Origin of the sequence: Rhizobium sp. CFBP 8762 (assembly GCF_014841565.1) — a bacterium.
In the GTDB taxonomy this organism is placed as follows: Bacteria; Pseudomonadota; Alphaproteobacteria; order Rhizobiales; family Rhizobiaceae; genus CFBP-8762.
Genome location: NZ_JACYUD010000008.1, coordinates 23,264 through 49,749 on the forward strand (window position 1 = coordinate 23,264; position 26,486 = coordinate 49,749).

Annotated in this window: 28 protein-coding genes; 20 read left to right on the forward strand and 8 right to left on the reverse strand. The window is 57.7% G+C overall.

Annotated elements, in window-relative coordinates:
• Nucleotides 1-42: 42 nt before the first annotated feature.
• The 4 genes from IFT84_RS16985 to IFT84_RS17000 all read right to left on the reverse strand — a co-directional run bounded on the left by IFT84_RS16985 (nt 43) and on the right by IFT84_RS17000 (nt 3,544).
• Nucleotides 43-843, reverse strand: a complete 801-nt coding sequence (locus tag IFT84_RS16985) for an inositol monophosphatase family protein (protein WP_192121551.1) — start codon at nt 841-843, stop codon at nt 43-45.
• 97 nt (nt 844-940) lie between these two features.
• Nucleotides 941-1,504 carry an elongation factor P gene (gene efp / locus IFT84_RS16990; RefSeq protein WP_192121552.1) on the reverse strand — a complete coding sequence of 188 codons (564 nt, stop codon included), beginning with the start codon at nt 1,502-1,504 and terminating at the stop codon, nt 941-943.
• 142 nt (nt 1,505-1,646) lie between these two features.
• Entirely contained in the window at nt 1,647-2,780 is a 1,134-nt protein-coding gene (locus IFT84_RS16995; protein ID WP_244651260.1) for a tetratricopeptide repeat protein, read from the reverse strand.
• Nucleotides 2,781-2,890: 110 nt separating this feature from the next.
• Nucleotides 2,891-3,544: a thiamine phosphate synthase gene (locus IFT84_RS17000; protein ID WP_192121554.1), complete on the reverse strand. Its 654-nt coding sequence runs from the start codon at nt 3,542-3,544 to the stop codon at nt 2,891-2,893.
• A gap of 141 nt (nt 3,545-3,685) precedes the next feature.
• On the opposite strand from IFT84_RS17000, the gene IFT84_RS17005 reads away from it, so the two are divergent.
• The gene (locus IFT84_RS17005) at nt 3,686-4,456 is read left to right on the forward strand and encodes a sulfite exporter TauE/SafE family protein (protein ID WP_192121556.1); all 771 of its coding nucleotides are present in this window, start codon (nt 3,686-3,688) and stop codon (nt 4,454-4,456) included.
• 136 nt (nt 4,457-4,592) lie between these two features.
• Here the strand turns inward: IFT84_RS17005 and IFT84_RS17010 are convergent, their stop codons facing one another.
• Complete coding sequence (locus IFT84_RS17010; RefSeq protein WP_192121558.1) at nt 4,593-4,766, reverse strand: YdcH family protein; 174 nt, start codon at nt 4,764-4,766, stop codon at nt 4,593-4,595.
• Between the two features lie 252 nt (nt 4,767-5,018).
• Between IFT84_RS17010 and IFT84_RS17015 the strand changes: the two genes are divergently transcribed.
• The 6 genes from IFT84_RS17015 to IFT84_RS17040 all read left to right on the forward strand — a co-directional run bounded on the left by IFT84_RS17015 (nt 5,019) and on the right by IFT84_RS17040 (nt 8,989).
• Entirely contained in the window at nt 5,019-5,222 is a 204-nt protein-coding gene (locus IFT84_RS17015; RefSeq protein WP_192121560.1) for a YdcH family protein, read from the forward strand.
• Between the two features lie 26 nt (nt 5,223-5,248).
• A complete protein-coding gene (gene purE / locus IFT84_RS17020) occupies nt 5,249-5,749 on the forward strand; it encodes a 5-(carboxyamino)imidazole ribonucleotide mutase (protein WP_192121562.1) in 501 nt (166 codons plus the stop codon).
• Nucleotides 5,746-6,873: a 5-(carboxyamino)imidazole ribonucleotide synthase gene (locus tag IFT84_RS17025; protein ID WP_192121564.1), complete on the forward strand. Its 1,128-nt coding sequence runs from the start codon at nt 5,746-5,748 to the stop codon at nt 6,871-6,873. The genes purE and IFT84_RS17025 overlap by 4 nt, the downstream gene beginning before the upstream one ends.
• Before the next feature lie 153 nt (nt 6,874-7,026).
• Nucleotides 7,027-7,152, forward strand: coding sequence for a type B 50S ribosomal protein L36 (gene ykgO / locus IFT84_RS17030; protein WP_192121566.1), 126 nt, complete (start codon nt 7,027-7,029; stop codon nt 7,150-7,152).
• Between the two features lie 80 nt (nt 7,153-7,232).
• On the forward strand, nt 7,233-7,835 hold the full coding sequence (locus IFT84_RS17035) for a tetratricopeptide repeat protein (RefSeq protein WP_446737616.1): 603 nt from the start codon (nt 7,233-7,235) through the stop codon (nt 7,833-7,835).
• A 122-nt stretch (nt 7,836-7,957) separates the two neighbouring features.
• Nucleotides 7,958-8,989, forward strand: a complete 1,032-nt coding sequence (locus tag IFT84_RS17040) for an alpha/beta fold hydrolase (protein WP_192121570.1) — start codon at nt 7,958-7,960, stop codon at nt 8,987-8,989.
• A gap of 9 nt (nt 8,990-8,998) precedes the next feature.
• Here the strand turns inward: IFT84_RS17040 and pyk are convergent, their stop codons facing one another.
• Both pyk and IFT84_RS17050 read right to left on the reverse strand, forming a co-directional pair.
• Nucleotides 8,999-10,438, reverse strand: a complete 1,440-nt coding sequence (gene pyk / locus IFT84_RS17045; RefSeq protein ID WP_192121572.1) for a pyruvate kinase — start codon at nt 10,436-10,438, stop codon at nt 8,999-9,001.
• The gene (locus tag IFT84_RS17050; RefSeq protein ID WP_446737617.1) at nt 10,438-10,860 is read right to left on the reverse strand and encodes a DUF1036 domain-containing protein; all 423 of its coding nucleotides are present in this window, start codon (nt 10,858-10,860) and stop codon (nt 10,438-10,440) included. The genes pyk and IFT84_RS17050 overlap by 1 nt, the downstream gene beginning before the upstream one ends.
• 260 nt (nt 10,861-11,120) lie before the next feature.
• Between IFT84_RS17050 and IFT84_RS17055 the strand changes: the two genes are divergently transcribed.
• The 3 genes from IFT84_RS17055 (at nt 11,121) to IFT84_RS17065 (ending at nt 12,720) form a co-directional block, all read left to right on the forward strand.
• Nucleotides 11,121-11,924 carry an N-formylglutamate amidohydrolase gene (locus tag IFT84_RS17055; protein WP_192121574.1) on the forward strand — a complete coding sequence of 268 codons (804 nt, stop codon included), beginning with the start codon at nt 11,121-11,123 and terminating at the stop codon, nt 11,922-11,924.
• A gap of 19 nt (nt 11,925-11,943) precedes the next feature.
• Nucleotides 11,944-12,249, forward strand: coding sequence for a DUF1244 domain-containing protein (locus tag IFT84_RS17060; RefSeq protein ID WP_192121576.1), 306 nt, complete (start codon nt 11,944-11,946; stop codon nt 12,247-12,249).
• Nucleotides 12,250-12,453: 204 nt separating this feature from the next.
• Nucleotides 12,454-12,720, forward strand: a complete 267-nt coding sequence (locus IFT84_RS17065; RefSeq protein ID WP_192121578.1) for a DUF2312 domain-containing protein — start codon at nt 12,454-12,456, stop codon at nt 12,718-12,720.
• Nucleotides 12,721-12,787: 67 nt separating this feature from the next.
• On the opposite strand, the gene IFT84_RS17070 is transcribed toward IFT84_RS17065, so the two are convergent.
• Entirely contained in the window at nt 12,788-14,860 is a 2,073-nt protein-coding gene (locus IFT84_RS17070) for a DUF882 domain-containing protein (RefSeq protein WP_446737618.1), read from the reverse strand.
• Between the two features lie 280 nt (nt 14,861-15,140).
• Between IFT84_RS17070 and IFT84_RS17075 the strand changes: the two genes are divergently transcribed.
• From IFT84_RS17075 to IFT84_RS17120, 10 genes are all read left to right on the forward strand, one after another.
• A complete protein-coding gene (locus tag IFT84_RS17075; protein WP_244651274.1) occupies nt 15,141-17,003 on the forward strand; it encodes a M3 family oligoendopeptidase in 1,863 nt (620 codons plus the stop codon).
• Nucleotides 17,003-18,151 carry an aminodeoxychorismate synthase component I gene (locus IFT84_RS17080; protein ID WP_446737619.1) on the forward strand — a complete coding sequence of 383 codons (1,149 nt, stop codon included), beginning with the start codon at nt 17,003-17,005 and terminating at the stop codon, nt 18,149-18,151. The genes IFT84_RS17075 and IFT84_RS17080 overlap by 1 nt, the downstream gene beginning before the upstream one ends.
• Nucleotides 18,148-18,774 (forward strand): aminotransferase class IV family protein, encoded by a 627-nt coding sequence (locus IFT84_RS17085; RefSeq protein ID WP_192121586.1) that lies wholly within the window; start codon nt 18,148-18,150, stop codon nt 18,772-18,774. The genes IFT84_RS17080 and IFT84_RS17085 overlap by 4 nt, the downstream gene beginning before the upstream one ends.
• A gap of 130 nt (nt 18,775-18,904) precedes the next feature.
• Nucleotides 18,905-20,347 (forward strand): homospermidine synthase, encoded by a 1,443-nt coding sequence (locus tag IFT84_RS17090; protein WP_192121588.1) that lies wholly within the window; start codon nt 18,905-18,907, stop codon nt 20,345-20,347.
• 152 nt (nt 20,348-20,499) lie between these two features.
• Nucleotides 20,500-20,871, forward strand: coding sequence for an outer membrane lipoprotein Omp10 (gene omp10 / locus IFT84_RS17095; protein ID WP_192121590.1), 372 nt, complete (start codon nt 20,500-20,502; stop codon nt 20,869-20,871).
• A gap of 141 nt (nt 20,872-21,012) precedes the next feature.
• Nucleotides 21,013-22,803: a bifunctional metallophosphatase/5'-nucleotidase gene (locus IFT84_RS17100; protein ID WP_192121592.1), complete on the forward strand. Its 1,791-nt coding sequence runs from the start codon at nt 21,013-21,015 to the stop codon at nt 22,801-22,803.
• Between the two features lie 118 nt (nt 22,804-22,921).
• Nucleotides 22,922-23,359: a hypothetical protein gene (locus IFT84_RS17105; RefSeq protein WP_192121594.1), complete on the forward strand. Its 438-nt coding sequence runs from the start codon at nt 22,922-22,924 to the stop codon at nt 23,357-23,359.
• A 139-nt stretch (nt 23,360-23,498) separates the two neighbouring features.
• Entirely contained in the window at nt 23,499-24,545 is a 1,047-nt protein-coding gene (gene hemH, locus IFT84_RS17110; protein ID WP_446737614.1) for a ferrochelatase, read from the forward strand.
• A 270-nt stretch (nt 24,546-24,815) separates the two neighbouring features.
• Nucleotides 24,816-25,817: an SPFH domain-containing protein gene (locus tag IFT84_RS17115; protein WP_192121597.1), complete on the forward strand. Its 1,002-nt coding sequence runs from the start codon at nt 24,816-24,818 to the stop codon at nt 25,815-25,817.
• Between the two features lie 2 nt (nt 25,818-25,819).
• A complete protein-coding gene (locus IFT84_RS17120; protein WP_192121598.1) occupies nt 25,820-26,281 on the forward strand; it encodes an NfeD family protein in 462 nt (153 codons plus the stop codon).
• The last annotated feature ends 205 nt before the right edge of the window (nt 26,282-26,486 follow it).

The window sequence follows — 26,486 nt, forward strand, 5'->3', positions numbered from 1 at the left end:
TTAAATGGCAGGGTTTCATTTCAGAATATCCTGTTCCTGGTGTCAGCGCGCCGGAATCGGGCGATTGACCACCTCATGCAGCGCCTTATGAATGAACTCGTTGGCAGCAATGATGGAGCCGGTATCGATCGGCTTTTTGCCGCCATCCATATCAGAAACCCAGCCGCCGGATTCGCGGATCAACAACACGCCTGCCGCCAGATTCCAGGTGTTGAGGCCACGCTCCCAATAACCATCGACACGGCCAGCGGCCACATAGGCCAGATCCAGCGCCGGTGCGCCCAGCGCCCGCACGCCCGCCACTTCGCCCATCACATGGCGTAATTCTACGAGATGCTTGCCGTGGTTCCCGTGGCCAAGATGCGGTGTGCCGCTGGCGACGATCGCATCCGACAGCGCCTTGCGGCTTGCAACACGCAGGCGACGGTCGTTGATAAACGCACCACCACCCCGCTCGGCGGTGTAAAGCTCATCCGTTGCCGGGTTCAAGATAACGGAAGCGACAATCTCGTCATTGCGCTCCAGCGCGATGGAGATCGCGAAATGCGGCAGGCCGTGCAGAAAATTGGTGGCGCCATCCAGTGGATCGACGATCCAGCGATGGGCACCATCGGTGCCCTTCATTTCTTCGCCATCTTCACCCAGATAACCATAGGTCGGGCGGGCCTTCATCAACTCTTCGCGGATCAGCTTTTCGGCCTTGCGGTCTGCCTGCGCCACAAAGTCGGCCGGGCCACGCAGCGACACCTGCAGGTTCTGCACCTCGCCGAAATCGCGCGCCAGCGACTTTCCTGCCTTGAACGCGGCCTGAACCATAACATTGAGAAGAGCTGAACGGGCCATGAGGCAAATCCTTTATTGGGGGCTTCCGCCGTGAATACGGTCGCCCTATCGTTTCTTGGTGCGCTCAACGCCCGAACGGCGCAAGCTGCACAGCCTATCAATCGGCGCGGCGCAGATAGGTAATTTCGTTGGTGTCCACCAGAATGCGCTCGCCAGCTGCAATGAAAGGCGGCACAAGAACGCGAATACCGTTTTCCAGAATGGCGGGCTTGTAGGATGACGCCGCCGTCTGTCCTTTTACCACCGGATCTGCCTCGGCAATGGCCAGCACCACCTGATCGGGCAGCGAAATGCCGATGGGGCGCTCATCATAGAGCTGCACCGTCACCATCATTCCGTCCTGCAGGAAGGCCGCGCGGTCGCCGACGAAATCCTTTTGCAATTCCAGCTGCTCGTAGCTTTCATTGTCCATGAACACGAGCGCGTCGCCCTGCTCGAACAGGAACTGAAAATCCTTGAGTTCCAGTGTGACACGCTCGACCGTTTCGGACGAACGAAAACGCTCGTTCAGCTTGGTGCCGTCGATCAGGTTTTTCAACTCGACCTGATTGAACGCCCCGCCCTTGCCGGGCTTGACCGTTGTGCACTTCACTGCGGCCCAAAGGCCACCATTATGCTCGACCACGTTGCCGGGGCGAATTTCATTTCCGTTGATCTTCATGGGGCACTTCCGTAAGGGCTGATCGACAGACCCCGCAGGGACACCGAAACCGCGCTTCAAGACCACAAAACACCCTCGGTTTCAAGTGTTCGCGTGCGCGTGCGTCATCATTCCATCATGAAACATGTTTCATTGGGCTTTACTACAAAGCGCGGTGGCGCCCCGCTGCCTCCTGCCCGGCCTTCTGCTGCTCGTCCGTCAAGCCATCATAGAAGTCGTCCAGAAGCTCATCTTTCAAACCGGCCTGGCGTGACAACAGATACCATTTGGTGGCTTCAATCGGGTCGGGCCGCGTGCCCAGCGCATTGATGTAGAGATGGGCCAGCCGGTTCTGCGCGGCCACATGGCCACCTTCAGCAGCGCGGCGCATCCAGCGGAAACCTTCTTCCAGATTTTGATCGCCCACCGTACCATCCAGATACCACATGGCCAGATCAAACTGCGCAGTATCATAACCGGCGCTGGCAGCACGGGTCAGCCACTGGCGCGCTTCGGCCTTCTTGGCAGCGTCGATGTCTTCAAGGTTCAGATAAAGCTGAGATACAGCATACTGCGCGTCTACCACCCCTTGCGCGGCGGCCTTCTCATAATAAGGAAGTGCCGCTTTCAGCCCCTTGGTGCCGGGCGCACCGGCCACCAGCGCCTGCGCATAGTTAAACTGGGCTTGAGCATTGCCACGGTCCGCAGCCTTGCGCATCAGCTCTTCGGATTTGGCCGTGTCGCGCGTCACCAGTTCGCCATCGAGCAGGATCAGCGAGTATTTGAACATGGCGGCGGGATCGCCTTTCTCAGCCGCCTGCCCGTACCAGAAGGCAGCGCCCTTACGGTCGCGCTTCACGCCAAGGCCATTCTGCATGACTTCGGCTACCAGCGTTTGCGCCGCCGGGTCGCCCGCCTGCGCCTTGGGCAAAGCCAGATTCATCGCCGTCAGATACAGGCCGCGTTGATAGGCACCATAGGCCTCATCCACTGCGCCCTTATAGGTCTTTTCCGGCGGCAGGTCCGGCAAAGGCGCTCCCATGCGCTCCAGAAGATTGAGGCCCCCGCCACTTCGCACCGCATCATTGATGGAGGGCTTGTTGCCCTTGGTGATTTCGCCCTGTTGAACGGGTTTCAGTTTTTGCGCCACTGGATCACGCGGAGATGGCACGGGTATCACCGGGTCTCGCCCTTCCTGCTGCGCCCACGCCCCAGACAGCGCGCCGCCCAAAGACAGCGCAAAGCCCAAGGATACAGGCAGCAGGGAACGGAGCATGTGCGAGACCGGTTTTTTCATGGAAACGTCCTAAAGCATAATCCGACCGGAGTGAAACGAGGATCGACAAGATTATGCTTACGCAAAATTCATTAGAGCGCCGATCCGGTTCAATCAGATCGAAAAGCGATCTAATCTTCAAACCGTGGCGCTTTTTCGTCAAGAAGCGCATTCACCTGCGCAACAATGCTTGCGGCCTGCTCGGGCTCACCAAACACCGCAAGACGAAGGGCGACGAACTCCGCGCCAGTTTGCGCGACATCAAGTGCCGAGGCTGGGTCGGTGCCGCCCATGACGATGCAAGGAATCTCGATCATTGAGGCCCACCATTCACCAAGAGCCAGATTCTTCGGGTGCGCTTCGGGCTTGATATCGCCATCCAGCTTGCCGAAAAACATGTAGTCCGGCTTTACCTCGCCGATTTCCAGCGCATGGTGGCGGTCTGTCGCATTGCCGCCGCCGACGATCAGTTTGGGGGAAAACTTTTCCAAGGCTTCGGCCAGATCCGGTGCTCCGGCGGCAATGTGCAAGCCATCGGCCCGTGCACGGCCCGCCACGCGGCTATCGCCCGCAACCAGCGCCGCAGCCCCGGCTGCCTGAACCACAGGCACCAGAGCCTCGGCCAACCTCTGAAACTCTGCGTCGCTGGAAGTGTATTGCGGGATGATCACGGAGGCGACGTCCCCGCCTCTCAAGGCATCCTCAACGATCTTTTCCAGTTTTCCGGCGTCGTCCGTTTCCGGAACAATCAGCACAAGGCGGCAGCGGTCTTCAGGCGTGGTCATCGATACAGTCCGTTTTCTGGCATCCGCGTGCAACGAAGCCTAATGATAAACCCTGCGCAGCGCAGGTTTTCATTGCCACATAGCATAGATTTGCCACAAGTGGAGACCCGACGACCCCACGAACAGGACAGCGCGCACAAAATGCTTCCGGACATTGGCTTCTATTACGCCGCCATTCCAGCCGTGCTGCTGGTTGGCCTGACAAAAGGCGGCATGGGCGAGGCCCTCTCGCTGATGGGGGTGCCCATCCTCTCGTTGGTTGTCTCCCCGGTGCAGGCGGCGGCCATTCTGCTGCCTATTCTGATCGCCATGGATCTGGTGTCGCTCTGGGTCTGGCGAAAGCACGGGGACTGGCGTACGCTGACTATGCTGCTTCCCGGTGCCCTTGCCGGCATCGCCATCGGCTGGGCAACCTCCGCCTTTGTGCCGCGTCATGCGCTGCGCCTGATTATCGGCCTCATCACCGTGCTGTTCGTTCTACGCTATGGGCTAAATGTCTGGCGGGCGCGGCGCGGCATCACCATTGCCGCCAAGGGGCAGCGGCGTCTGCCCGCCCTGTTTTGGGGTGGCTTTGCGGGCTATGGCAGCTTTGTTGCCCATGCGGGCGGCCCACCGTTTCAAATCTACGCCCTGCCGCTCAAACTGCCGCAACGCGACTATACTGGAACATCGGTACGGTTTTTTGCCATTCTGAATGCGGTCAAGCTCATTCCCTACTTTGCGCTGGGCCAGCTTGATCTGTCCAATTTTGCAGTCTCGGCCAGCCTGTTTCCACTGGCAATTGTCGCAACGCTCTGCGGCGCATGGGCCGTGCGACGGATGCGGCCGGAGGTCTTTTATCCCTTTATGTACACCATGGCGGGCATTGCCGGGACAAAGCTGATTTACGACGGAATTTCCGCTATCCTCTGAGAACAAGAAGGCCCGCCAGCCGAGACTGACAGCGGCAGGCGGGCCTCGTTGTCAAGGTAAACGGCGTCCTCACACCGTTGTATCAACCATCATCCAAAAGGCGTAGAGCTATGACGGTTCAATGACACAGTATAAATTAATGGGTTGAGGTGCGAATTCTTTCGATTTCGTCCTTCAAGCGCAACTTGCGGCGTTTGAGGTCTGCAATGTGCTGGTCGTGTGTAGAAGGCTGGGTCAGTGCGGTATGAATTTCTTCTTCCAAAACACCGTGTTTTTTCTCAAGCGTTGCAAGATGTGCTTCAATGCTCATGAGACAGTTCCTTCCTTTGCTTAGCGCTTTGCCGAAAAAAGCATCACGCTTCAGGTTGTAACGACGTCAGTCTGCCACGTTATTATTCAAAAGTCGAAGGCGAAATCATGGCAAGGATAACTTCCCGTTGCCCGCATTTTCATGCTAGAGGATGCCGCCATCGGGTGGCAGCAGAGACACGCGATAAATGCCTTGCAGAACAATGCTGTGGCGGCCAGGGGCCAGCATACAGCGCCGACGGGGACTTCAAGCATGCCCAATCAGGATCAGGCCGACCTCAGACTGAACCTTGCGCGATTGCGTCAGGAACATGAGGATTTTGATGTGGCCATCAATGCCATGATTCAAACTGGCTGCGACGCCCTGCGTATCCAGCGCATGAAGAAGAAGAAACTGGTGATCAAGGATACCATCACCAAAATTGAAGACCAGGTCATTCCCGATATCATTGCCTGACCTGGGCCAAAACAGGATTTGCGACAATGACAGATGCCGTTGCCCCGCCCGTTGCCATTATCATGGGAAGCCAGTCCGATTGGGAAACCATGAAGAACGCCGCCGATACGCTGGATGCGCTGGATATTGCCTATGAAGCGCGAATCGTCTCGGCCCACCGCACGCCGGACCGGCTGGTGCGCTTTGCGACAACGGCGCGTGAAGAGGGTTTCAAGGTCATCATCGCCGGTGCAGGCGGTGCCGCCCATCTTCCGGGCATGGCTGCATCCATGACACCCCTGCCGGTTTTCGGCGTTCCCGTTCAGTCCAAAGCCCTGTCTGGTCAGGATAGCCTGTTGTCTATCGTGCAGATGCCAGCAGGTATTCCTGTCGGCACGCTTGCCATCGGGCGCGCAGGCGCAGTCAATGCCGCCCTTCTGGCCGCTGCGGTTCTTGCCCTGTCAGACGACGATCTGGCCGACCGGCTGGATGCTTACCGCGAAACACAAACGGCGGCTGTCGCCGAATACCCCGTGGACGATCTATGAGTACAATCGGCATTATTGGAGGCGGCCAGCTTGGCCGCATGTTGGCGCTGGCTGCCGCACGGCTGAATTTTAATACGGTGATTCTTGACCCGCAGCCCGGTTGCCCCGCAGCTCAAGCCGCCAATCGACAGATTGTTGGTGCCTATGACGATCCACAGTCGCTTGCGCAACTGGCAGAGGTTTCCGACTTCATCACCTATGAGTTTGAAAACGTTCCGGTGCAGGCCGCGCAGATATTGTCGGAAACCTGTCCCGTCCGCCCCTCCCCGCGCGCGCTGGATGTCGCGCAGGACCGGGTGAGCGAGAAGCGCTTTCTCAACGACAGCGGCATCGCCACCGCTGACTTTCGCGTTGTGGACAGCCAGTCTGATTTAGAGGCTGCACTGTCGGACTTTGGTGGCAATGGCGTGTTGAAAACACGCCGGATGGGCTATGACGGCAAGGGACAGATGGTGTTTCGCGCCAGCCGGACCCCGGCCGGCAAGACTCGGGAAGAAGAGGCACATGACAAAAATGCCTTTGCCGCTCTTGGCAATGTGCCGCTGATTCTCGAAAGCTTCGTGCCGTTCGTCAAGGAGATTTCCATTATCGCCGCCCGGGGCGTGGATGGAACAATCGCCTGCTACGATCCGGCTGAAAACGTTCACCGCAGCGGCATTCTGCACACCTCAACCGTGCCTGCCGGTATATCGAAGGCAACCGCTGAGGCGGCCAGACACGCGGCAGAAACGATTCTCGCGGCCTTGGGTTATGTCGGTGTCATCGGGGTGGAGCTGTTCGTTCTGGCAGACGGCGCGTTGATCGCCAACGAGATTGCGCCGCGCGTACACAATTCCGGCCACTGGACGGAAACGGCCTGTGTTGTCTCGCAGTTCGAGCAGCATATCCGCGCTGTAACCGGCTTGCCGCTTGGCTCGACGCGGCGCCACTCGGACTGCGTAATGCAGAACCTGATCGGCGACGACATCAATGATGTGCCGCAATGGCTGACCCGCCCCGATGCCCTGCTGCACCTTTACGGCAAGCGTGAAGCGCGTCCGGGCCGCAAGATGGGCCATGTCACGTGGCTGACCAAAACCCCGGCAAGCCTGCTGTCAGATTCCGATGAAAAGCGGCAGTTTTAGCCTGTTGAAGGCCGGAAAACCGGGCCAAACTGGTTGACACCCATGTGGTGACGAGGTATTGCCCCACCCATGGTTCAAGAGCGCGCCCCGTGGCGCGCTTTTGATTGTTAAGTTTATCGGGAATGATTCTTCCCTAACCTGCGGATCAGAAAAATGAAGATCAAGAATTCGCTCAAGTCGCTGAAGACACGTCACCGCGAGAACCGTCTCGTGCGTCGCAAGGGCCGCGTATACATCATCAACAAGCAGAACCCGCGCTACAAGGCACGGCAGGGCTGATGTTGCTCCTCAGGTTTCGACCTGAGGAACACACGCAAATGTTGATTGATCTTCTGCCGTGGCGGGTTACTCTACCCGCCATGTTCATTTTGCGCTGTCTCATTGTGGGTCTGATTGCGGGTGCCCTTCCGTTCGGAAGTGTCGCAGCACAAGACGGTGTTGCTCCGGCAACACCTGAGAGCTCCCCTCGCCTTCCCGACCCGAAGACAGAACTGAACGATCTGTTTGCCGCGCTCAAGCGTGAGCGCGATTCGGATGCTGCGCTGCGCATCGCGGGTCAGGTACATGCGCATCTTCAGGATGCGGGTAGCCCCACCATCAACCTGCTGATGGAATGGGCCACCAAAGCCATTGCGGACAAGCGCAATGGCACGGCCTTCGATCTGCTGGATCAGGTTATTTACCTTTCACCCGACTATGTCGAAGGCTGGAATCGTCGCGCAACGCTGAACTATCAGCTGGGCAATTATCGAAAATCCATGGCCGATATCAACCGCGTGCTGGCGCTGGAGCCGCGCCATTTCGGTGCGCTGGCCGGAATGGCCGCAATTCTCGCCGCGTCCGGCAAGGATGAACTGGCGCTCCGGGCATGGAACCAGGTGCTGGAGATTTATCCAGCAGAGAAGATGGCGCAGGAACAAGTAAAGGTGTTGTCTGAAAAGCTGGATGGGCAGCGCACCTGACATCCAACGGTTACCAACCGATACTTTCAAAAATATACACAACTGGAAACACCTCCCGCGTGAAACGTTTTCATGTCGCGCACGTATAGCAACCATACATCCTGCACATCCAAAGGATCCGCATGTTTGCTCGCAATCCCGTGTCTATCGTCCTGCTGTCCATTCTCTGCCTTCTGCTTCTGCTGTGTCTGGCTGGCTTCCTCTTCACCGTTTTCAAAACGGCCGCCATCCGAGCCGCGTACCCCAATATGGGTGAGCGAATCGACATTGGCGGCTACGCCATGAATAGCGTACTGATGCCTGCCACTGCCGATGCGGACCTGCCCCCTATAGTCTTTGTACACGGTGCAAGCGGCAATCTACGCGATCAGTTGTTCGCCTTTGCCAAGCCACTGCAAGGCCGCGCCGAGATGCTGTATGTGGATCGCCCGGGCTTTGGCTATTCCGACCGTGGCGGCCCACAGAACGGCTTCCCGGACGGGCAGGCCGATGCGATTGCCGCCGTGATGGACAAACGCGGTATCAAAAAAGCTATTATCGTCGGCCATTCGTTTGGCGGTGCCGTGGTCGCCACCTTTGCTCTCAGGCACCCGGACAAGGTTCTGGGGCTGGTTTTTCTTTCCCCTGCCACACATCCATGGCCGGGGGGAATTGCCTGGTACAATTCAGCAGCGAAAATGCCCTATGTCGGCTGGCTTCTGACCCATATCGTAACGCTCCCTGTCGGGCTGACACTGCTGGATGCCGGCACGAAAAGCGTCTTCGCCCCCAACCACCGGCCCGATAATTATGTTGCCAACACAGCGCCGGGCCTATTGTTGCAGCCATCGGCATTCCGCGCAAACGCCACCGATATTGCCAATCTACTGGACTATACAAAGAAGGTTTCACCCTTTTACAGCCAGATCACAGCGCCGACGGTGATCATAACCGGGGATGCCGATAACGTGGTGTCACCCGTGCTGCATTCACAGGCCCTGCACCGGGCCATTGCCGGATCGCAACTCGTCACCGTGCACAATATGGGCCACAAATCCGATTATGTGGCCAATGATCTCGCCATAGAAGCCATTGAAACACTGGCGGGCATTCCGCATGACCTGCAGCTAACAGCAAGGCGGGTCGATGCCCGCCTTGTGAATGATCATGAATAAGGGCGGTTATTAAACGCCGCTGTGACCATCCGCGCCAATTGTAGCGATGCGCAACATGTTGGTTGCGCCGGGTGTGCCCAGCGGCACACCGGCGGAGATAATCACGCGGTCTCCGGGAGCGCCAAAGCCTTCGTCCACAACGATGCGGCAAGCGCGGTTGACCATATCATCCAGATCCTCGGCGTCATGGGTGACGACGCAGTGCAGTCCCCAGACCACGGACAGGCGACGGGCCGTTTGAATGACCGGTGACAGCGCCAGTATCGACACTTCTGGACGCTCACGCGCAGCGCGCAAGCCCGTAGCGCCGGACGATGTATAGCACACGATGCTTTTCAGCTGCATGGTTTCGGCAATCTGGCGCGCAGCCAGCGAAATCGCATCCGCACCCGTTGCTTCCGGCGGCGTGCGCTGCGCGTAGATAATGCCCGGGTAATGCGGATCACGCTCAACCGTGCTGGCGACAGAGGCCATGGTGGAGACAGCTTCCACCGGATAATCACCGGACGCCGATTCGGCCGACAGCATCACGGCATCGGCACCTTCAAACACAGCCGTTGCCACGTCGGAAACTTCGGCGCGTGTCGGAACAGGCGCAGAGATCATCGATTCCAGCATCTGCGTGGCGACCACGACCGGCTTGCCCGCACGGCGGCAGGCACGGATCAACTGCTTTTGCAGACCGGGAACGGTTTCCAGTGGCATTTCGACGCCAAGATCGCCACGGGCCACCATCAAGGCATCTGACAGCGCAATGATCTCATCGATATGCTCGATGGCCTGCGGCTTTTCGATCTTCGACATCAGCCCAACACGACCGCCCGCAATGTTACGAACCTCGATCAGATCTTCCGGGCGCTGAATGAAGGACAGCGCCACCCAGTCGACGTCATTGGTTGCCAGTACCGCATCGAGATCGGCCCGGTCCTTGTCCGTCAGCACGCCGACTTCCAGAAGCGTATCGGGCAGGCTGACACCCTTGCGGTCTGAAATGGAGGTGCCGGATACAACCGTGCAGACAATGCTCTTGCCATCGGAGCTTTCGGCATGGAGATGCAGCTTGCCATCGTCAATCAGCAGACGGTGTCCGGCTTTGACGGCTTCCAGAATTTCCGGGTGGGGCAGATGAACACGGGTATTGTCGCCGGGCGCCTCGTTGTTATCGAGGGTAAAGGTCTGCCCGACCTTCAACTGGACTTTACCATCGGCAAATTTGCCAACACGCAGCTTCGGACCCTGCAAATCGGCGAGAATGCCGATGGGGCGGCCACAACGGGCCTCAACGGCGCGGATACGCTGAATGAGCGAGCGCAAGACATCATGGCTGGCGTGACTCATATTGATGCGGAAAAGATCAGCCCCTGCCTCATGCAGTTTCTGGATCATGGCTTCGTCCGACGATGCGGGACCAAGCGTGGCGAGGATTTTGACTTTTCTATTGCGCTTCATCAGTTCTGACTCTCTTGCGAACTTGGGGTATCGGAAAGCTGAACCATCCAGCTACCCTGACGCCCCGTATCGTATTCCTTGAAACCCATGCGCTGGAAACCACGGGCATAACAGTCCTGCACACCGGTAATCTTGAACTCGTTCTCCGCCAGACACATGTTCACATTACCGCTCCAGCGGCCTCCGCGCGCGGCATCCTCCGCGTACAGGTAGTAGTAGCGCGAGGTAAGCTCGCCCTCGATCAGTGTTGCGCAGGTATTGGCAGGCACCTGCCACCAGCCTTCGGTCACCCATCCATCCTTGGCACGATACCCAATGGCCGCGCCGACGAGGTTTTGCGTGCCATTGCAAACGCGAAATTCAGCATGCGCGGCATCGGCTGCCAGAAAGGCAGTGATGGTAGCCAAACTGAAAAAGACAATTCGGGTAAACCGCCGTAACGCTATGTTCAGGCCGGGCAAAGGATAATCGGACACGGCTTCCAATGCTTCTCCATTGCAATTTTGTTGTGGGACTTTCTTGCGACGAAGGACGGGGAAAGTCAACGCAACATTAATCGATTATATTTTCATTTTTTCTACCCTGACACCGTCTTTATGGCAGATTTTGCCTTTGCCTTGCGAATGCCATGGCGACGTGACAAGAGGATTGACAGAACATTGCGACGAGAGTGCGAACAAGCATGACTGATGCGCCAAGCTATGAAATCATCGCCGGGGACACGACCAAGGGCCTGCTTCTTCTTGCCGACCACGCCACGAATATCGTACCGGACACCTACGGCAGCCTGGGGCTGGATCCCGCTAGCTTCAGCCGGCACATCGCCTACGATATCGGTGTGGAGCCCCTTACCCGCAAGCTGGCGGCAAGCCTTGGTGTGCCTGCGGTCATGAGCCGGTTTTCCCGTTTGCTGATCGATCCCAATCGGGGCGAGGACGACCCGACCCTGATCATGAAGCTTTCCGATGGCGCAATCATCCCCGGCAACCACCCTTTGAGCGATACGGAGCGCGAACACCGGCTCCAAACCTTTTACCGCCCCTACCACAACGCCATTGCCCGGACGTTGGCCGAGGTTGCGAATGCCAGCGCCGTGGCACCCATCGTCATTTCGCTCCATTCCTATACACCGGTCTGGAAGGGTGTGCCGCGCCCTTGGCACGCTGCCGTGTTGTGGGACAATGATGCGCGCATCGCCCATCCCTTGATCGAAGGCTTAAGCGCCGGAGGCGACCTGCTGATTGGCGACAACGAGCCCTATGACGGCGCACTGGCGGGTGACACCATGTATCGGCACTGCCTGATTGCGGGCATTGCGCACGCCTTGATCGAGGTGCGGCAGGATCTGATCGGCCACGAAGCCGGTGTGGATGAATGGACGGGACGGCTGGCCCCGCTTCTGTCCGCCATCAATGACCGTGCCGACCTTCATTCCTATAGCATTCACCCCTCACGCACCGGGCCATATCCCGAACAGGGCGTGTAAGTCCGTGGAGAACACAGCCATGACCAAACTGAATGAAATGCAGAAAACCGAACTGGAAGCCGCCGCCTTTCGGCGACTGGTTGCTCATCTTCGCGAACGCAGCGATGTGCAGAACATCGATTTGATGAACCTCGCCGGCTTTTGCCGCAACTGTCTGTCCCGCTGGTATCAGGAAGCAGCCGTCGAGACCGGCATTGCGCTGACCAAAGACGATGCTCGCGAAATTGTTTACGGAATGCCGTATGAGGACTGGCGCGCGCAACATCAGACCGAGGCAACCGAAGGGCAGAAAGCCGCCTTCGAGCGCAGCCACAATGGGGAGTGACGCTTGGCTCCCGAGACGATTCGTTTTGGGATAGAGCCACGCGTCCACACAAAACGGGTACAGTTGCCAAAACACCCTTGACCTGACGGGCCGTTCGCGGCACGTGACAGCGCAACGGCATTTCCACTGAAAGCGGGTTGGCTTTTAAGCCTGGACAATGCGTAGAGACACGAATCTAGATTAATATCATGACAGGAGAACACCATGTCCGATGTTCACGGCGTCGTACGCGACCAGCTTCGCGCTTTTATCGAGCGGATCGAGCGGCTTGAAGAAGAGAAGAAAACCATCGCCGACGATATCAAGGATGTGTATGGCGAAGCCAAATCAACCGGTTTCGATACGAAAATCCTGAAGAAAGTGATCGCGATCCGCAAGCAGGACCACGATGAGCGACTGGAACAGGAAGCTATTCTGGATACCTACCTGCAAGCGCTCGGCATGGCGGTCGCTCCTGCAGACGAAGAATAAGGGACTGAACACCCCAACAAAAAAGCCCGCCAATTTGGCGGGCTTTTTTGTTGATCGTCGTTTGCAATCAATTCGTGCTGAACTTCTTGACTTCCATGAAGTTGACGGCGGTGCCGGTAAACCGGCCGGCGTCAGCCGTGGTGGTCTTGGCCGAGAAGCCTGCCGAGTACACGGTCGTTGGTGCCGTGCGCAGCTGCTTGCTGACGAACTGCGGTGCAGTCACCGGCTTTTTCAAGCTTTCCACGCGTCCATTGGTCAGTGCCCACTGCGAGATGATCTTCTTGTTGACCTTCGGCTCGGTGCGAATGGATGAACGGCTGGATGCTTCGGCATCCTGCTTCTTGGGACGCGCACCCTTGGATGCAGTCTCCGGTTTGGTGAAGGTGTCTTCGGACAGAACCGTTGCGGCAGGTTCCGTGGCATCCGGTGAAACGGCAGCCATCGTTTCTGGCATCGCCTCTTCGCCATCTTCAACAGCGTCAGGATTGCTCAAGGCAACCGCTTGCTCAACCGTCTGCGGTGCAGAGCTTGGAGAAGCGGACGTCTGCGCCATGGGAACAGCCGTGCGGGTCGGCGGTACTGGCGTGCGGGACGCTGGCAGGCTTGCCAGTTCCATCTCACGCGGTGCAGTCGACGCCGGAGTCCTCGGAGCGAAGGTGGGCACCGCAACGGTCGCATCAGCAACAGCAGCTAACGCCGCCTGACCGGCGGGACGCATGGACGGCACGGGAATGAAACCCGTCACCAGGGGCGAGGTTTCGTTCATCGCAGACGCAGCGCCCATGGCAGGCGTACCGGGCGTCGCGGACGCCGTCATCATTTCCTCGGCCGCTGCCTGCGACCCCGCCCTGGAACCCGGAAGCGTACGAAGGGCAGGAACGGGAACCGAATAGGCGGACAGATCGGCAAACTCACCACTTGGCGTTGGCGCCACAGGCGCTGCTGCCGCCAAAGCAGCTTCGGCTGCGTTACGCGGTGGTGCAACCATGGCCACTTCCATGGCAGACTGCGTGCTGGAGCCTTGAGCTGGCGCTGCACCGTCACGGAACGCCGGACGCACGAGCGGCACAGGCGCGTTGATTGCCACTGCATTCACGGATGGTGCGGCGGACGGCTCAACAGCGGCCACAGCGACCGGTGCCTGTTCAGGCTCGGATGCTACACCGGGAAGTGTCTGCGGCTGGGTTGGCTGTACGGGAGCAACACGCGAGGGAGCCGTGCGTGTCTGCACTGGTGCAGCGCCGCCCTCGTCATCTCCACCGCCAGCGCCACTGGCTATTGCGTTGGGTTCTTCATCTTCATCCCCGCCGCGATTGAACAGCATGGCCAGAAGGCCGCGACGCTTGGCTGTGGTAGAGCCTGTGGAGCCACCACCGGCAACTTCCACGGTGTTGGCACCAACGCGGCGCTTATAGTCGGCAACTGCCTGATCGAAGCCGGGAAGCGGCTTGCCATCGGCAGGCAGATGCATCGTCTTGCCATCGGGGAACAGACGCACGAGTTCGTTGCGGCTCATGCGCGGCCATGCGCGCACAGAGCCAACGTCCATATGCACGAAGGGCGAACCGGATGTGGGGTAGTAACCCACGCCACCGACCTGAAAGCGCATGCCAATTTCGCGCAGCGTCTTCAGCTTTACGTCCGGCAGGTAGAAGTCCATGGCCTTGCCCAGCATGTGCTGGCTACGCTTGGCCACGCCCTTGGTGCGCGAACGTAGCATATTGTTGGTGTTGGGTGAACGGTAGGCTGAAACAACGTGAATGTAATCGCGCGAGCCGGACTTGGTGTAGACTTCCCACACGAGATCAAACAGCCGTGGGTCCATCTTCGTCGGTTCGTTGCGGCGCCAGTCGCGCAGGAACCGGTTCAACTGCTGCAGACCAGCTGCATCGTAACGTCCGTTTTTCTTGAACGTGATCGCAGCCTTTTCACCCGTATGAATAAAGTACACTTTCAGCGTGCGGGTTTCGCCACGGGCTTCCAGCGATGACGCCACGGTGAGCGGCGTCGTCAAAATCGCGAATGTGAGCAGGCAAGCCATGGCGCGCGGTGCGTGCTTGACTGCGGCATTGCCAATGGCCTGCCACAAGCTGCGCTTGGCTGGGCCTTCTGGCTGTGTCGATCCGATCAATGTAAGCAACGTGATCCCCGTGCGATGGCCCGTTTGATAGACGGTGTCCAGTGCGGACTTTTTGGCTCTCAAATACGGTGACAGCATGGCAAATATGCCACAGATGTCATCCATCGTTATAGTATAGTGAACAGATTACTAACAAGGCCTAAACGAAACCAGCAAAAAAGCCAAGCCAAAGGGCATTCCAGTCTCAATGAAGGCGGTTAGCGATGGGGTGGCAAAGGGACAATTCCCTTTCTACATAAGGCAGGTTAGAAAAGGCGAAAACATGTCCGGAGTCGATACGATGATGAATTCCAGCCCTCTCCACGCGCAGGATGCGCACAGCGCACACAATCCCGAGCTTGGAAATCTGCCTGTCTGGAGGCTGGAAGACCTCTATTTGTCCCCTGATTCGCTTAAGTTTCGGAACGATCAGGAGCGGGCGTTGCGGGAGGCTGTGGCGTTCGAGGCCCGCTGGAAAGGCAGGCTGGAGGAAGCAGCCACTCAGACCGGCGAGAATGGGCTCGGTACCGCCGTGCGCGACATGGAGGCGCTGCAGGATTTGCTCGGTCGCCTCGGCTCCTACACTGGCCTCACCTATTTTTCCGATACGACCAACCCGGCCAATGGCAAGCTCTACGGCGATATGCAGAGCAAAATGGTGGAAATCGGCAGCCATCTTCTGTTTTTCACGCTTGAACTCAACCGTCTCGATGACAAGCTGATCGAAACCAGCATCGCCAACGATGCCGTATCTGCCCATTACGCGCCGTGGATCCACGATCTCCGGCTGGAAAAGCCCTACCAGCTGGATGACAGACTGGAGCAGTTGTTCATGGAGAAATCCATGACAGGTGCAGCCGCTTTCAACCGGCTGTTTGATGAGACTATGGCCGCGCTGCGCTACACAGTGGATGGGGAAGAACTGCCACTGGAAGTGACCCTGACGATGCTTCAGGATGCTGACCCCGCAAAGCGCAAGGCCGCGGCACAGGCGCTGGCTACCACGTTCAAGGCCAACATCCGCACGTTTACGCTGATCACCAACACATTGGCCAAGGACAAGGAAATTTCAGACCGCTGGCGCGGATTCGAAGATGTGGCCGACAGCATGCATCTGGGCAACCGGGTGGAGGGCCACGTGGTGGACGCGCTGGCCGCAGCCGTCAAGGAGGCTTACCCGCGCCTGTCCCACCGCTATTATGCCATGAAAGCCAAATGGCTGGGCATGGAGCAGATGGAGTATTGGGACCGCAACGCACCCCTGCCCGAAACCTCCAACGCCATAATTTCCTGGGAAACCGCCAAGGATACGGTTCTGTCCGCCTATAACGGCTTTGCGCCGGAAATGGCCGATATTGCCCGTCGCTTCTTTGATGAACGCTGGATCGACGCCCCCGTGCGCCCCGGCAAGGCTCCCGGCGCTTTTGCTCACCCCACCGTGCCCTCGGCCCACCCTTATGTCCTTGTCAATTACATGGGCAAGCCGCGCGATGTGATGACGCTTGCCCATGAGTTGGGCCACGGCGTGCATCAGGTGCTGGCAGGCGGACAGGGTGCATTGATGGCATCCACGCCGCTGACGCTGGCGGAAACGGCTTCTGTTTTCGGCGAAATGCTCACCTTCCGCGCCCTTTTGGAGCGCACGCGCGATGCCCGTGAGCGCAAGGCCATGCTGGCACAGAAGGTGGAAGACATGATTAACACCGTGGTGCGCCAGATTGCGTTCTACGAGTTTGAGCGCAAGGTCCACACCGCACGGCGCGAAGGTGAACTGACGGCCGATGCCATCGGCGAACTTTGGCTATCGGTACAGGCAGAAAGCTTAGGACCAGCCATTCGCATTTCCGAGGGCTATGAAACCTATTGGGCTTATGTGCCGCACTTCATTCACTCGCCATTCTATGTCTACGCTTATGCGTTTGGTGATTGCCTCGTCAACTCGCTCTATGCCGTGTACCAGAATGCGGCAAGCGGCTTTCAGCAGAAGTATTTCGACATGCTGAAAGCGGGCGGTGCCAAGCACCATTCCGAGCTGCTGAAACCGTTCGGGCTGGATGCCACAGACCCAGCCTTCTGGGCGCAGGGCCTGTCGATGATCGAGGGGCTGATCGATGAGCTGGAAGCGCTGGACAAGACTATCGACAAGGATATCAACCGCGTATGATGGAGCGGCCCTTTGTGCTGTTTCGCGATGACAGCGAAGACCGGGTAACGGTCTTCGCTGAACCCTTGCGCATCATTACCGCCTACACGAAAGCGGATTTCTTCCCGGCCCTGCAAGCTGTCGAAGCGGCGCATGCAGCAGGCCACTGGCTCGCGGGCTATCTCTCCTACGAAGCGGGCTTTCTGTTTGAGCCGAAGCTGGCACCGCTGGCGGCAGAAAACCGGGCGACCCCGCTTCTGTGCTTTGGTGTCTTCGACCGTCCTCAAACGGCCCACGCTCTGGCTACGCCACGCCAGCGGGTGGAGAACGAGCCTTTTCTCACCGGGTTCCGCCCCGGTTGGGATTTCGACGCCTACCGGCAACGCTTTGACACGCTGCACCAGCATTTGCGGCAGGGAGACTGCTACCAGGGCAACCTGACGATGCCGATTCGCGCGCACTGGGCAGGCGATCCGCTGGCGGCGTTCTGGTCGCTGATCGAGCGGCAACCGGTAAAATATGGTACACTTGTCAATCTCGCCGGTCCTGTGATCCTGTCACGGTCGCCGGAACTGTTCTTTCGTGTGAAAGAGGGTTTCATCGAGACCCACCCCATGAAGGGCACGGCCAGACGCGGAGCAACGCCCCAAGACGACGACGCCATTCGGCGAGCCCTGCTGGACGACGAAAAAACGCAGGCCGAAAACCGCATGATCGTCGATCTTCTGCGCAATGATATTTCGCGCATAACAGAAGTCGGCTCCCTCTCAGTTCCGCGGCTGTTCGACATTGAGACATACCCGACCGTCCACCAGATGGTGAGCCATGTGCACGCAAAGCTCAAGCCGGAGGTATCGATCAGCGACATATTCGCGGCGCTTTTCCCATGCGGATCTGTAACCGGCGCACCCAAAATGCGCGCGATGGAAATTCTCCACACGCTGGAAGACGGGCCGCGCGATATCTATTGCGGTGCCATCGGCACCATCGCGCCAAGTGGCGATATGCAGTTCAATGTCGCGATCCGCACCATCACGCTGCACGAAAATGGACACGCCGTGTTCAACGTCGGCGGCGGTATTGTGTTTGATTCAACCGCAGAGTCGGAATATGCCGAATGCCTGCTGAAAGCCCGTTTTGCGAGCGGCGACGTGGACCTGACGGCATGAACGATTTTGTGCTGATTGAGACGCTTGGCTGGAACCCGCAAACCGGGTTTTCGTGCCTGCCCTTGCATCTGGCTCGGCTGTTTCATTCGGCGCAAGCACTCGGTTTCCCCCCGCCGCTCACGGCTGAATCCCGGCTTAAGGCCGCTGTGAGCGAAGCAAAGAGCCACGCACGCCTGCGGCTGACTTTGGCCACTGACGGCACAATATCCGTGACCGTCACACCCTATATACCTTTACCCAACGGCACCGTGTGGACTGTGAAACTTGCCGCCACACGCCTGACGTCCGCTGATCCCCTGATCCGACACAAGACCAGCCGCCGCGCCGTCTACGAGGCCGCCCGCGCGGAGTTTTCCACCCAGGAAGCAAACGAGGTTTTGCTGTGCAACGAAGACGGTCTGGTGTGTGAAGGCACCTTCACCTCGCTGTTTGCGCGCAAAAACCATGGCCCTCTAAAGACGCCGCCGTTGGCAAACGGCCTGCTGGCAGGCGTTCTGCGCCAGTCGCTTCTGAAAGACGGTAAGGCGGTTGAGCAGACACTCACCATCGCGGATTTAGCAACGCATACGCTTTTTGTCGGCAATTCTTTGCGCGGTCTTATCCCTGTAAAGATTAACCTATAGGAGACAGGGGGCATGGTCGCCTCTTTATTGTGACAGGGAACTATGCTCTACGAGGTTGTGCGGATGCCGCAACCTTTTGCGCCCGCTGATCTTCCAACGCTTGACTGAAAACTCCAGGAGAATGCACTAAATGGCAGAAACGAACCACCCGGTTTATGGCGAAATCACAGGCCCGGTCGTGATGATCGGCTTTGGCTCTATTGGTCGCGGCACGCTGCCGCTGATCGAGCGTCATTTCAAATTCGACAAAAACCGGATGGTCGTGATCGAACCGCGAGACGACACCACTGGCATTCTGGAAAGCCATGGTATTCGCCACATCAAGGAAGCCGTGACCAAGGACAACTACAAGGCGCTGTTAAAGCCCCTGTTGACCGAAGGTGACGGTCAGGGTTTCTGCGTCAACCTGTCGGTTGATACCGGATCGCTGGATTTGATGAAGCTCTGCCGCAAGCTGGATGTGCTGTATATCGATACGGTGGTCGAGCCATGGCTCGGCTTCTACTTCGATGGCGATGCTGATAATTCCGAGCGCACCAATTACGCGCTGCGCGAAACCGTGCGCCATGAGAAGAAGAAGCATCCCGGCGGCACCACCGCTGTTTCCTGCTGCGGGGCAAACCCCGGCATGGTGTCGTGGTTCGTCAAGCAAGCGCTGGTCAACCTTGCCAACGATCTTGAGCTGACATTCGACGAGCCCGCAACGGACGACCGTGAAGGCTGGGCCAAGCTGATGAAAAAGACTGGCGTCAAGGGCATTCACATTGCCGAGCGCGATACCCAGCGCGCCAGAGACCCCAAGCCACTGAACACGTTCTGGAATACATGGTCGGTCGAAGGCTTTATTGCCGAAGGCTTGCAACCTGCCGAACTTGGCTGGGGCACCCATGAAGAGTGGATGCCGAAGACTGCCAAAAAGCAGAAAAAAGGCCCGAAATCCGCAATCTATCTGGAACAGGCTGGTGCCAATACCCGCGTGCGCACATGGTGCCCTACCCCCGGCCCGCAATATGGTTTTCTCGTCACCCACAACGAGGCGGTGTCGATCTCCGATTACTACACGGTGATCAAGGACGATGAGGTCAACTATCGCCCCACCGTCAACTATGCCTATCACCCCTGCAATGATGCCGTGCTGTCGCTGCATGAAATGTTCGGCAATGGCGGCAACGCGCAACCGGTGCAGCATGTGCTGCACGAGGACGAACTGGTTGATGGCATCGATGAACTGGGCGTGCTGCTCTACGGCCACGACAAGAACGCCTACTGGTACGGCTCCCGCTTGTCGCTGGAAGAGGCGCGCGCACTGGCACCCTATCAGAACGCAACCGGGTTGCAGGTTTCCTCCGCCATTCTGGCCGGCATGGTCTACGCGCTGGAAAACCCGAAAGCCGGTATCGTCGATACCGACGAGATCGACTACAAGCGCTGCCTTGAAGTGCAGGCACCGTATCTTGGCCCCGTTGAAGGCCATTATACCGACTGGACGCCGCTGGACGGTCGCCCCGGCCTGTTCCCGGAGGATCTGGATAGCAAGAACCCCTGGGCGTTCCGCAACATTCTGGTGCGCTAACTCTGCTATTCGTTGCAATTTCGACACGCCCGCAGATCAACTCTGCGGGCGTTTCGCGTTAACGTTTCAAAGTCTTGCATTCATCTTGAGGCCGCGTCATGGTTTGTTCCAAGGAATCGGCCGCCGTGCCAGCCATACCGGAGCTTAGCGTCATGACACTGAACGTAAAAATCGCCCTGATCGGCCTCGCCGCCACCCTCGCATCCTGCCAGACAGCGCCGCGTCAGGAGGTAGCCTCGCTGCCACCCGTTCGTCAGGCCGCAGGTGTTGAAGGCTCGTGGGCCGACCCCAACGGCATCGTTTCCACCTTCAATGGCGGTACGTTCTCCACACGCACAACGGACACCAACCAGTTGCTGGCATCCGGTAACTACACCAACCGCTTGCCCAAGCTGGTGGAAATCAACATGACCTCGCTGGTGCGCAACACCCAGTCCAAGGTCAATTGCTCGCTGGTGACACCAAACCAGTTGAACTGCACGACCGACAGCGGCGCACAGTTCTCGCTGACCCGTCGCGGCTGAGCTGGCCGATTGTCAATGGATCGTCATAAAGCCCCCGTTTCGGGGGCTTTTTTTGTATGACCCCAACAGCAGTCACCATTTCCCCTTGCAAATCGCCCTTTGCTGATAAACGATCTCACCATAGCAAATGGGGTAATATCTATGCTTCGATCTTTCCGCGCCGGTCTCATTGCAGCCACGTGTTTTGCCGCCACCACATCGGTAGCGTCCGCCTATGATCTGACAATCATGCACATCAATGATTTCCACTCCCGCATCGAAGCAATTAATAAATACGATTCCACCTGCTCGCCGGAAGAAGCCACGAAGAACGAATGCCTTGGCGGCATCGCCCGTATGAAAACAGCCATTGATGCCCGCCGTGCGGCGCTCAACGGCAGCAATGTGCTGGTGCTGGATGCCGGGGACCAGTCTCAGGGCTCGCTGTTTTACACGACCTACAAAACACAGGCGATTGCCGAGTTCATGAACGGCATCGGCTTTGATGCTATGGCTGTTGGCAATCACGAATTTGACGATGGTCCGCAGGAACTGATGAAATTTCTGGACGCGGCGAAATTTCCGATTATTTCCGGCAATACGGTCGCCAAATCGGGCTCGCCACTCGCTGGCCGCATCCCCGGCTTCATGATCAAGGATGTCGGCGGGCAAAAGATCGGCATCGTCTCTGTGCTGGCCACCGATACCAATGAGACCTCCTCGCCCGGACCGGACATCACATTCCGCGACGAAATCGACTATTTAAAGCAGGCCGTGCAGGACATTACCGCGCAGGGTGTCAACAAGATCGTGCTCCTGTCCCATGTCGGCTATCACCGGGATCAGGAGATTGCCGCTGCCGTCGATGGCATTGACGTGATTGTTGGTGGTCATAGCCACACGCTTCTGTCCTCGACTGACCCGAAAGCCGCTGGTCCCTACCCGACACTGGTGAAAAATCCGGCGGGTGTGGATGTCCCCATCGTTACCGCCTACGCCTATTCCAAATATCTCGGCGACCTGACGGTCACGTTTGATGACACCGGCAAGGTCACTGCCGCCAAGGGCGCTCCCCAATTGCTGGATAGCGCCGTGCAACCGGATGCAGGCTTTACGGCTCGCGTTGCCGAACTTGCCAAGCCGCTGGAAGCCATGCGCCAGAAAGAAGTGTCCGAATCCAGCGCTGTCATCGACGGCGCGCGCGAAACCTGCCGTGTGCGTGAGTGCAGCATGGGCAATCTGGTGGCCGACGCCATGCTTGATCGGGTCAAAAGTCAGGGCGTCACCATTGCCCTGCAAAATGGCGGCGGTGTGCGCGCCTCGATTGACGCGGGCATGGTGACCATGGGCGAAGTGCTGACGGTGCTTCCTTTCCAGAACAGCATTGCCACATTCCAGCTCACCGGACGTGATCTGATTGCAGCGCTTGAAAACGGCGTCAGCGACCTCGAGAATGGCGCGGGTCGGTTCCTGCAAGTGTCCGGCATGCGCTACAGCTATGATGGTAGCCGTCCGAAGGGCAGCCGCGTGCTGTCAACTGAAGCGAAATCAGACAGTGGCTTCACACCCATTAAGCCCGACACCCTCTACAGCATCGTCAGCAATGATTATGTGCGCCGGGGTGGCGATGGCTTCTCGGTTTTTGCCGAAAAAGCGCAGAATGCCTATGACTTCGGGCCCAGCCTTGAAGATACCGTTGCCGCTTATCTCACCGCCCACCGCCCCTATACGCCGGTTGTAGAAGGCCGCATCACCGTGGCAAGTGGCACGACTGCTGCCGCGAAGGCCACGCCGACAAGCCACACAATTCAACGCGGCGACACCCTTTGGGATATCGCCGAAACAGCGTATGGCGATGGTGCCGAATGGAAAGCCATCGCCCGTGAAAATCCAAAGCTGCGCCCGCGCAAACTCGAAATCGGACAAACGATAACGCTGCCTCAGCAGCGCTAAGCGGGTCGCGTTTAATCGAAATCATGCGCCGCGCTTCAAATAGTTCTTTTGACGCATGTCTTTTTACCAAAACCGGTGCCCACTTTTGGGAGACATGCTTTAATTATCGAGGAAACGCATGGTCCTAGTGTCGTTCATCCTTGCACTGATCCTGTTGGCGTCAAGCCAACAGGATGTTTCGTATCACAACGAGATATGGAAAGGGGCACCTTTAACAGTCAACTACGGATTGATGTTTGCCGGTGCGGAACCGACTGCGGGAACCGCAACCTGCCTGAATGCTAGACCCTGCATTCTGATCGATAACAACAATCTGAAAATCGAGTTGTTTGATCAGCGGCGCACAGATAGTGGACAGTTGCACGGCCGCCTGAAGCTGAAATGTAAAACCAAAAGCTGCTCGTTTGATACGGACACGAACACCTCAAATGTCATGTTGAATCCGCAGGGTATCAACACACAGGCACTAAACCTCTATGAAGCATCCGAGGGCGTGGAGATTGAATTGGTGCTGAAACCCAGAAAGCAAATCGGCAGCTTGCTACTGTCCCAGTGACGAATTGTCGATCCAAAACAAGAGACAATTTGTCTCTCACGAAAACGCCGATGGGGCCTGTACCCCGTCGGCGTTTATTTTTAGAATAAGTCTGAACCGCAATGACCCTTTGGCGTATAACAAAAAGAACAAGTCAGGAATGAACGATACCATGTATGCAACCCCCGAAATGAAAGCCATGAACCACCCGCCGGTCAAATTCGGCAAGGTCGGTGTGCTTCTGGTCAACCTCGGCACACCCGATGGCACAGATTTCAAATCCATGCGCCGTTACCTCAGAGAGTTTTTGAGTGACAAGCGCGTGATCGAATGGTCGCGTTTGTTCTGGTATCCCATCCTCTACGGCATCGTTCTTAACACCCGCCCGGGCAAGGTCGGCAAGGCCTACGCGTCCATCTGGAACAATGATCTGAACGAAAGCTATCTGCGCACCTACACCCGCAATCAGGCGGAGAAGATGGCCGAGTCCTTCGCCTCCATGGACAATGTGCAGGTGGATTGGGCCATGCGTTATGGCACTCCTTCCATCGCCTCCCGTGTTGAAGCGCTGCAAAAAGACGGTTGTGAGAAAATTCTCGTCTTTCCGCTGTACCCGCAATATGCGGCAGCAACGACCGCCACCGTCAATGACAAGGTGTTTGAAACCCTGTTGAAAATGCGCTGGCAACCGGCGCTGCGCACCGTGCCACCGTACCATGACGATCCTGTCTATATCGAGGAACTTGCCAACTCCATTACCAACCACCTGGCAACGCTCGACTGGGAGCCGGAGGTTGTGCTGACCTCGTTCCACGGCATTCCCAAAAGCTATTTCATGAAAGGCGACCCCTACCACTGCCAGTGTTACAAGACGGCACGGCTGGTGCGCGAACGCCTCGGCTGGACCAAGGAAAAATTGCAGGTCACATTCCAGTCCCGCTTTGGACCGGAAGAATGGCTGCAACCCTATACCGACAAGACAATTGAAAAGATGGCTCAGGAGGGCGTCAAGCGCATCGCCGTAATCAATCCCGGCTTTGTCTCGGACTGTCTGGAAACGCTTGAGGAAATTGCCGAAGAAGCAGGCGAAATTTTCCTGCACAATGGCGGCGAGAAATTTACCCATATTCCCTGCCTGAATGACAGCGCAGGCGGCATGCGCGTGCTGGAAAACGTCGTGAGACGCGAACTGTCCGGCTGGGCCTGAACCTCTACCGATAGAGTTTTTGTTTTCCGCATTGTCCAGACGTAAAAGTGATTCCACTTTTACTGGAAATGGTCTCATGGAAACTTTTGCTTGATAACCCGCTGAAAACGGTCAAAACGTTTTCAGCGGGTTTTCTTTTCAATGCCTTAGGGCACTTCCAGCGAACACGTGTTCGCCGGAAATGCTCTAACCTCTTGTTTGTCGCATTGTCCGGGCGTGAAAGTGATTCCACGTTCACTGGCAATGCTCTAAGTCGATGCGGAGAGCAGTATGTTGGGTCTTGATATCGTCGTTATCGTTTTCGTCGCGCTGGTCATTCTGGTGCTGTTTTCCGGCATCAAGACCATTCCACAAGGCTATCGCTATACGGTGGAACGGTTTGGCCGCTATACACGCACGCTGGAACCGGGCCTCAACCTGATCATCCCTTTCATTGATCGCATTGGCGCAAAACTGAATGTGATGGAGCAGGTGCTGGACGTTCCGACACAGGAAGTCATCACCCGGGACAACGCCAGTTGCTCGGCAGATGCCGTGGCCTTCTACCAAATTTTAAACGCCGCACAGGCAGCCTACCAGGTCTCCGATCTCCAGAACGCCATTTTGAACCTGACGATGACGAACATCCGCTCGGTGATGGGCTCTATGGATCTGGACGAATTGCTGTCCAACCGCGATACGATCAACGACCGCTTGTTGCGAGTCGTGGACGAGGCTGCCAATCCGTGGGGCATCAAGATTACCCGTGTCGAGATCAAGGATATCCAGCCGCCCAAGGACCTCGTGGACGCTATGGCCCGCCAGATGAAGGCAGAGCGTGAAAAACGCGCGCAGGTGCTGGAAGCCGAAGGCTCGCGCGCCGCACAAATCCTGCGTGCGGAAGGCTCCAAGCAATCCGCCATCCTCCAGGCCGAAGGACAGCGGGAGGCCGCGTTCCGCGATGCCGAAGCGCGTGAGCGCATGGCCGAAGCCGAAGCGAAGGCAACACAGATGGTATCCGCCGCTATTGCCGCTGGCGATGTGCAGGCCATCAACTATTTCGTCGCACAGAAATACACCGAGGCACTGGCTGCTATCGGCACCGCACCCAATCAGAAAATCGTTCTGATGCCGATGGAAGCCTCCGCGCTCATCGGCTCGCTCGGTGGCATCGGGGCAATTGCCAAGGACGTGTTTGGCACACCGGATCGTCCGGTGCGGGTGCTGACCCCTCCACCGCCGCCTTCCACCGCGCAGGTTCGCAACCCATTTGATTCCAGCCGAGAAAGCTGACCATGATTCTGGACGCTGTGACGCAGCTTGGCCCGTGGAGCTGGTTCGTGCTCGGCTTCCTGCTGCTGGCGGCCGAAGTCGTCGCACCGGGCGTGTTTCTGATCTGGATCGGCATCGCGGCCTTGATCGTTGGTGCGCTTTCGCTGGCGTTATGGGACCATGCGGTTTGGGGCTGGCAGGTGCAATGGGTGCTGTTCGCCGTTCTCTCCGGCGTCACGGTGCTTGTCGGGCGGCGTGTGCTTGGCCGCAGCAACCAGATCACCGACGAACCCAACCTCAACCAGCGTGGGCAAAGCCTTGTAGGCCGCACCGCAATCCTGGCAGAACCGATCGCCGAAGGGCGCGGCCGCATCCGGCTCGATGATACGATCTGGTCCGTGACCGGACCCGATCTACCGGTGGGCGCACGTGTGCGGGTCGCCTCAAGCGCAGGCCGCGATTTGGTGGTGGAAGCTGTCGCGTAGATCGACCGTTCTGAAACATGCCGCGTTCCTGCTGACTTCTTCTCACTGATAAAGACTCAAAGACGAACACTGCTTGCATTATCTATATTAGTGATATCTTTTTGATGACAATTAGGGATTGTTTCGCTGTGTACCGTTCCGTTTCGGCGAGCGTCTGTGTGGAACAAGCTGAAAGCACGGTGTGAAGCTGTCAGGCGTTTGCATC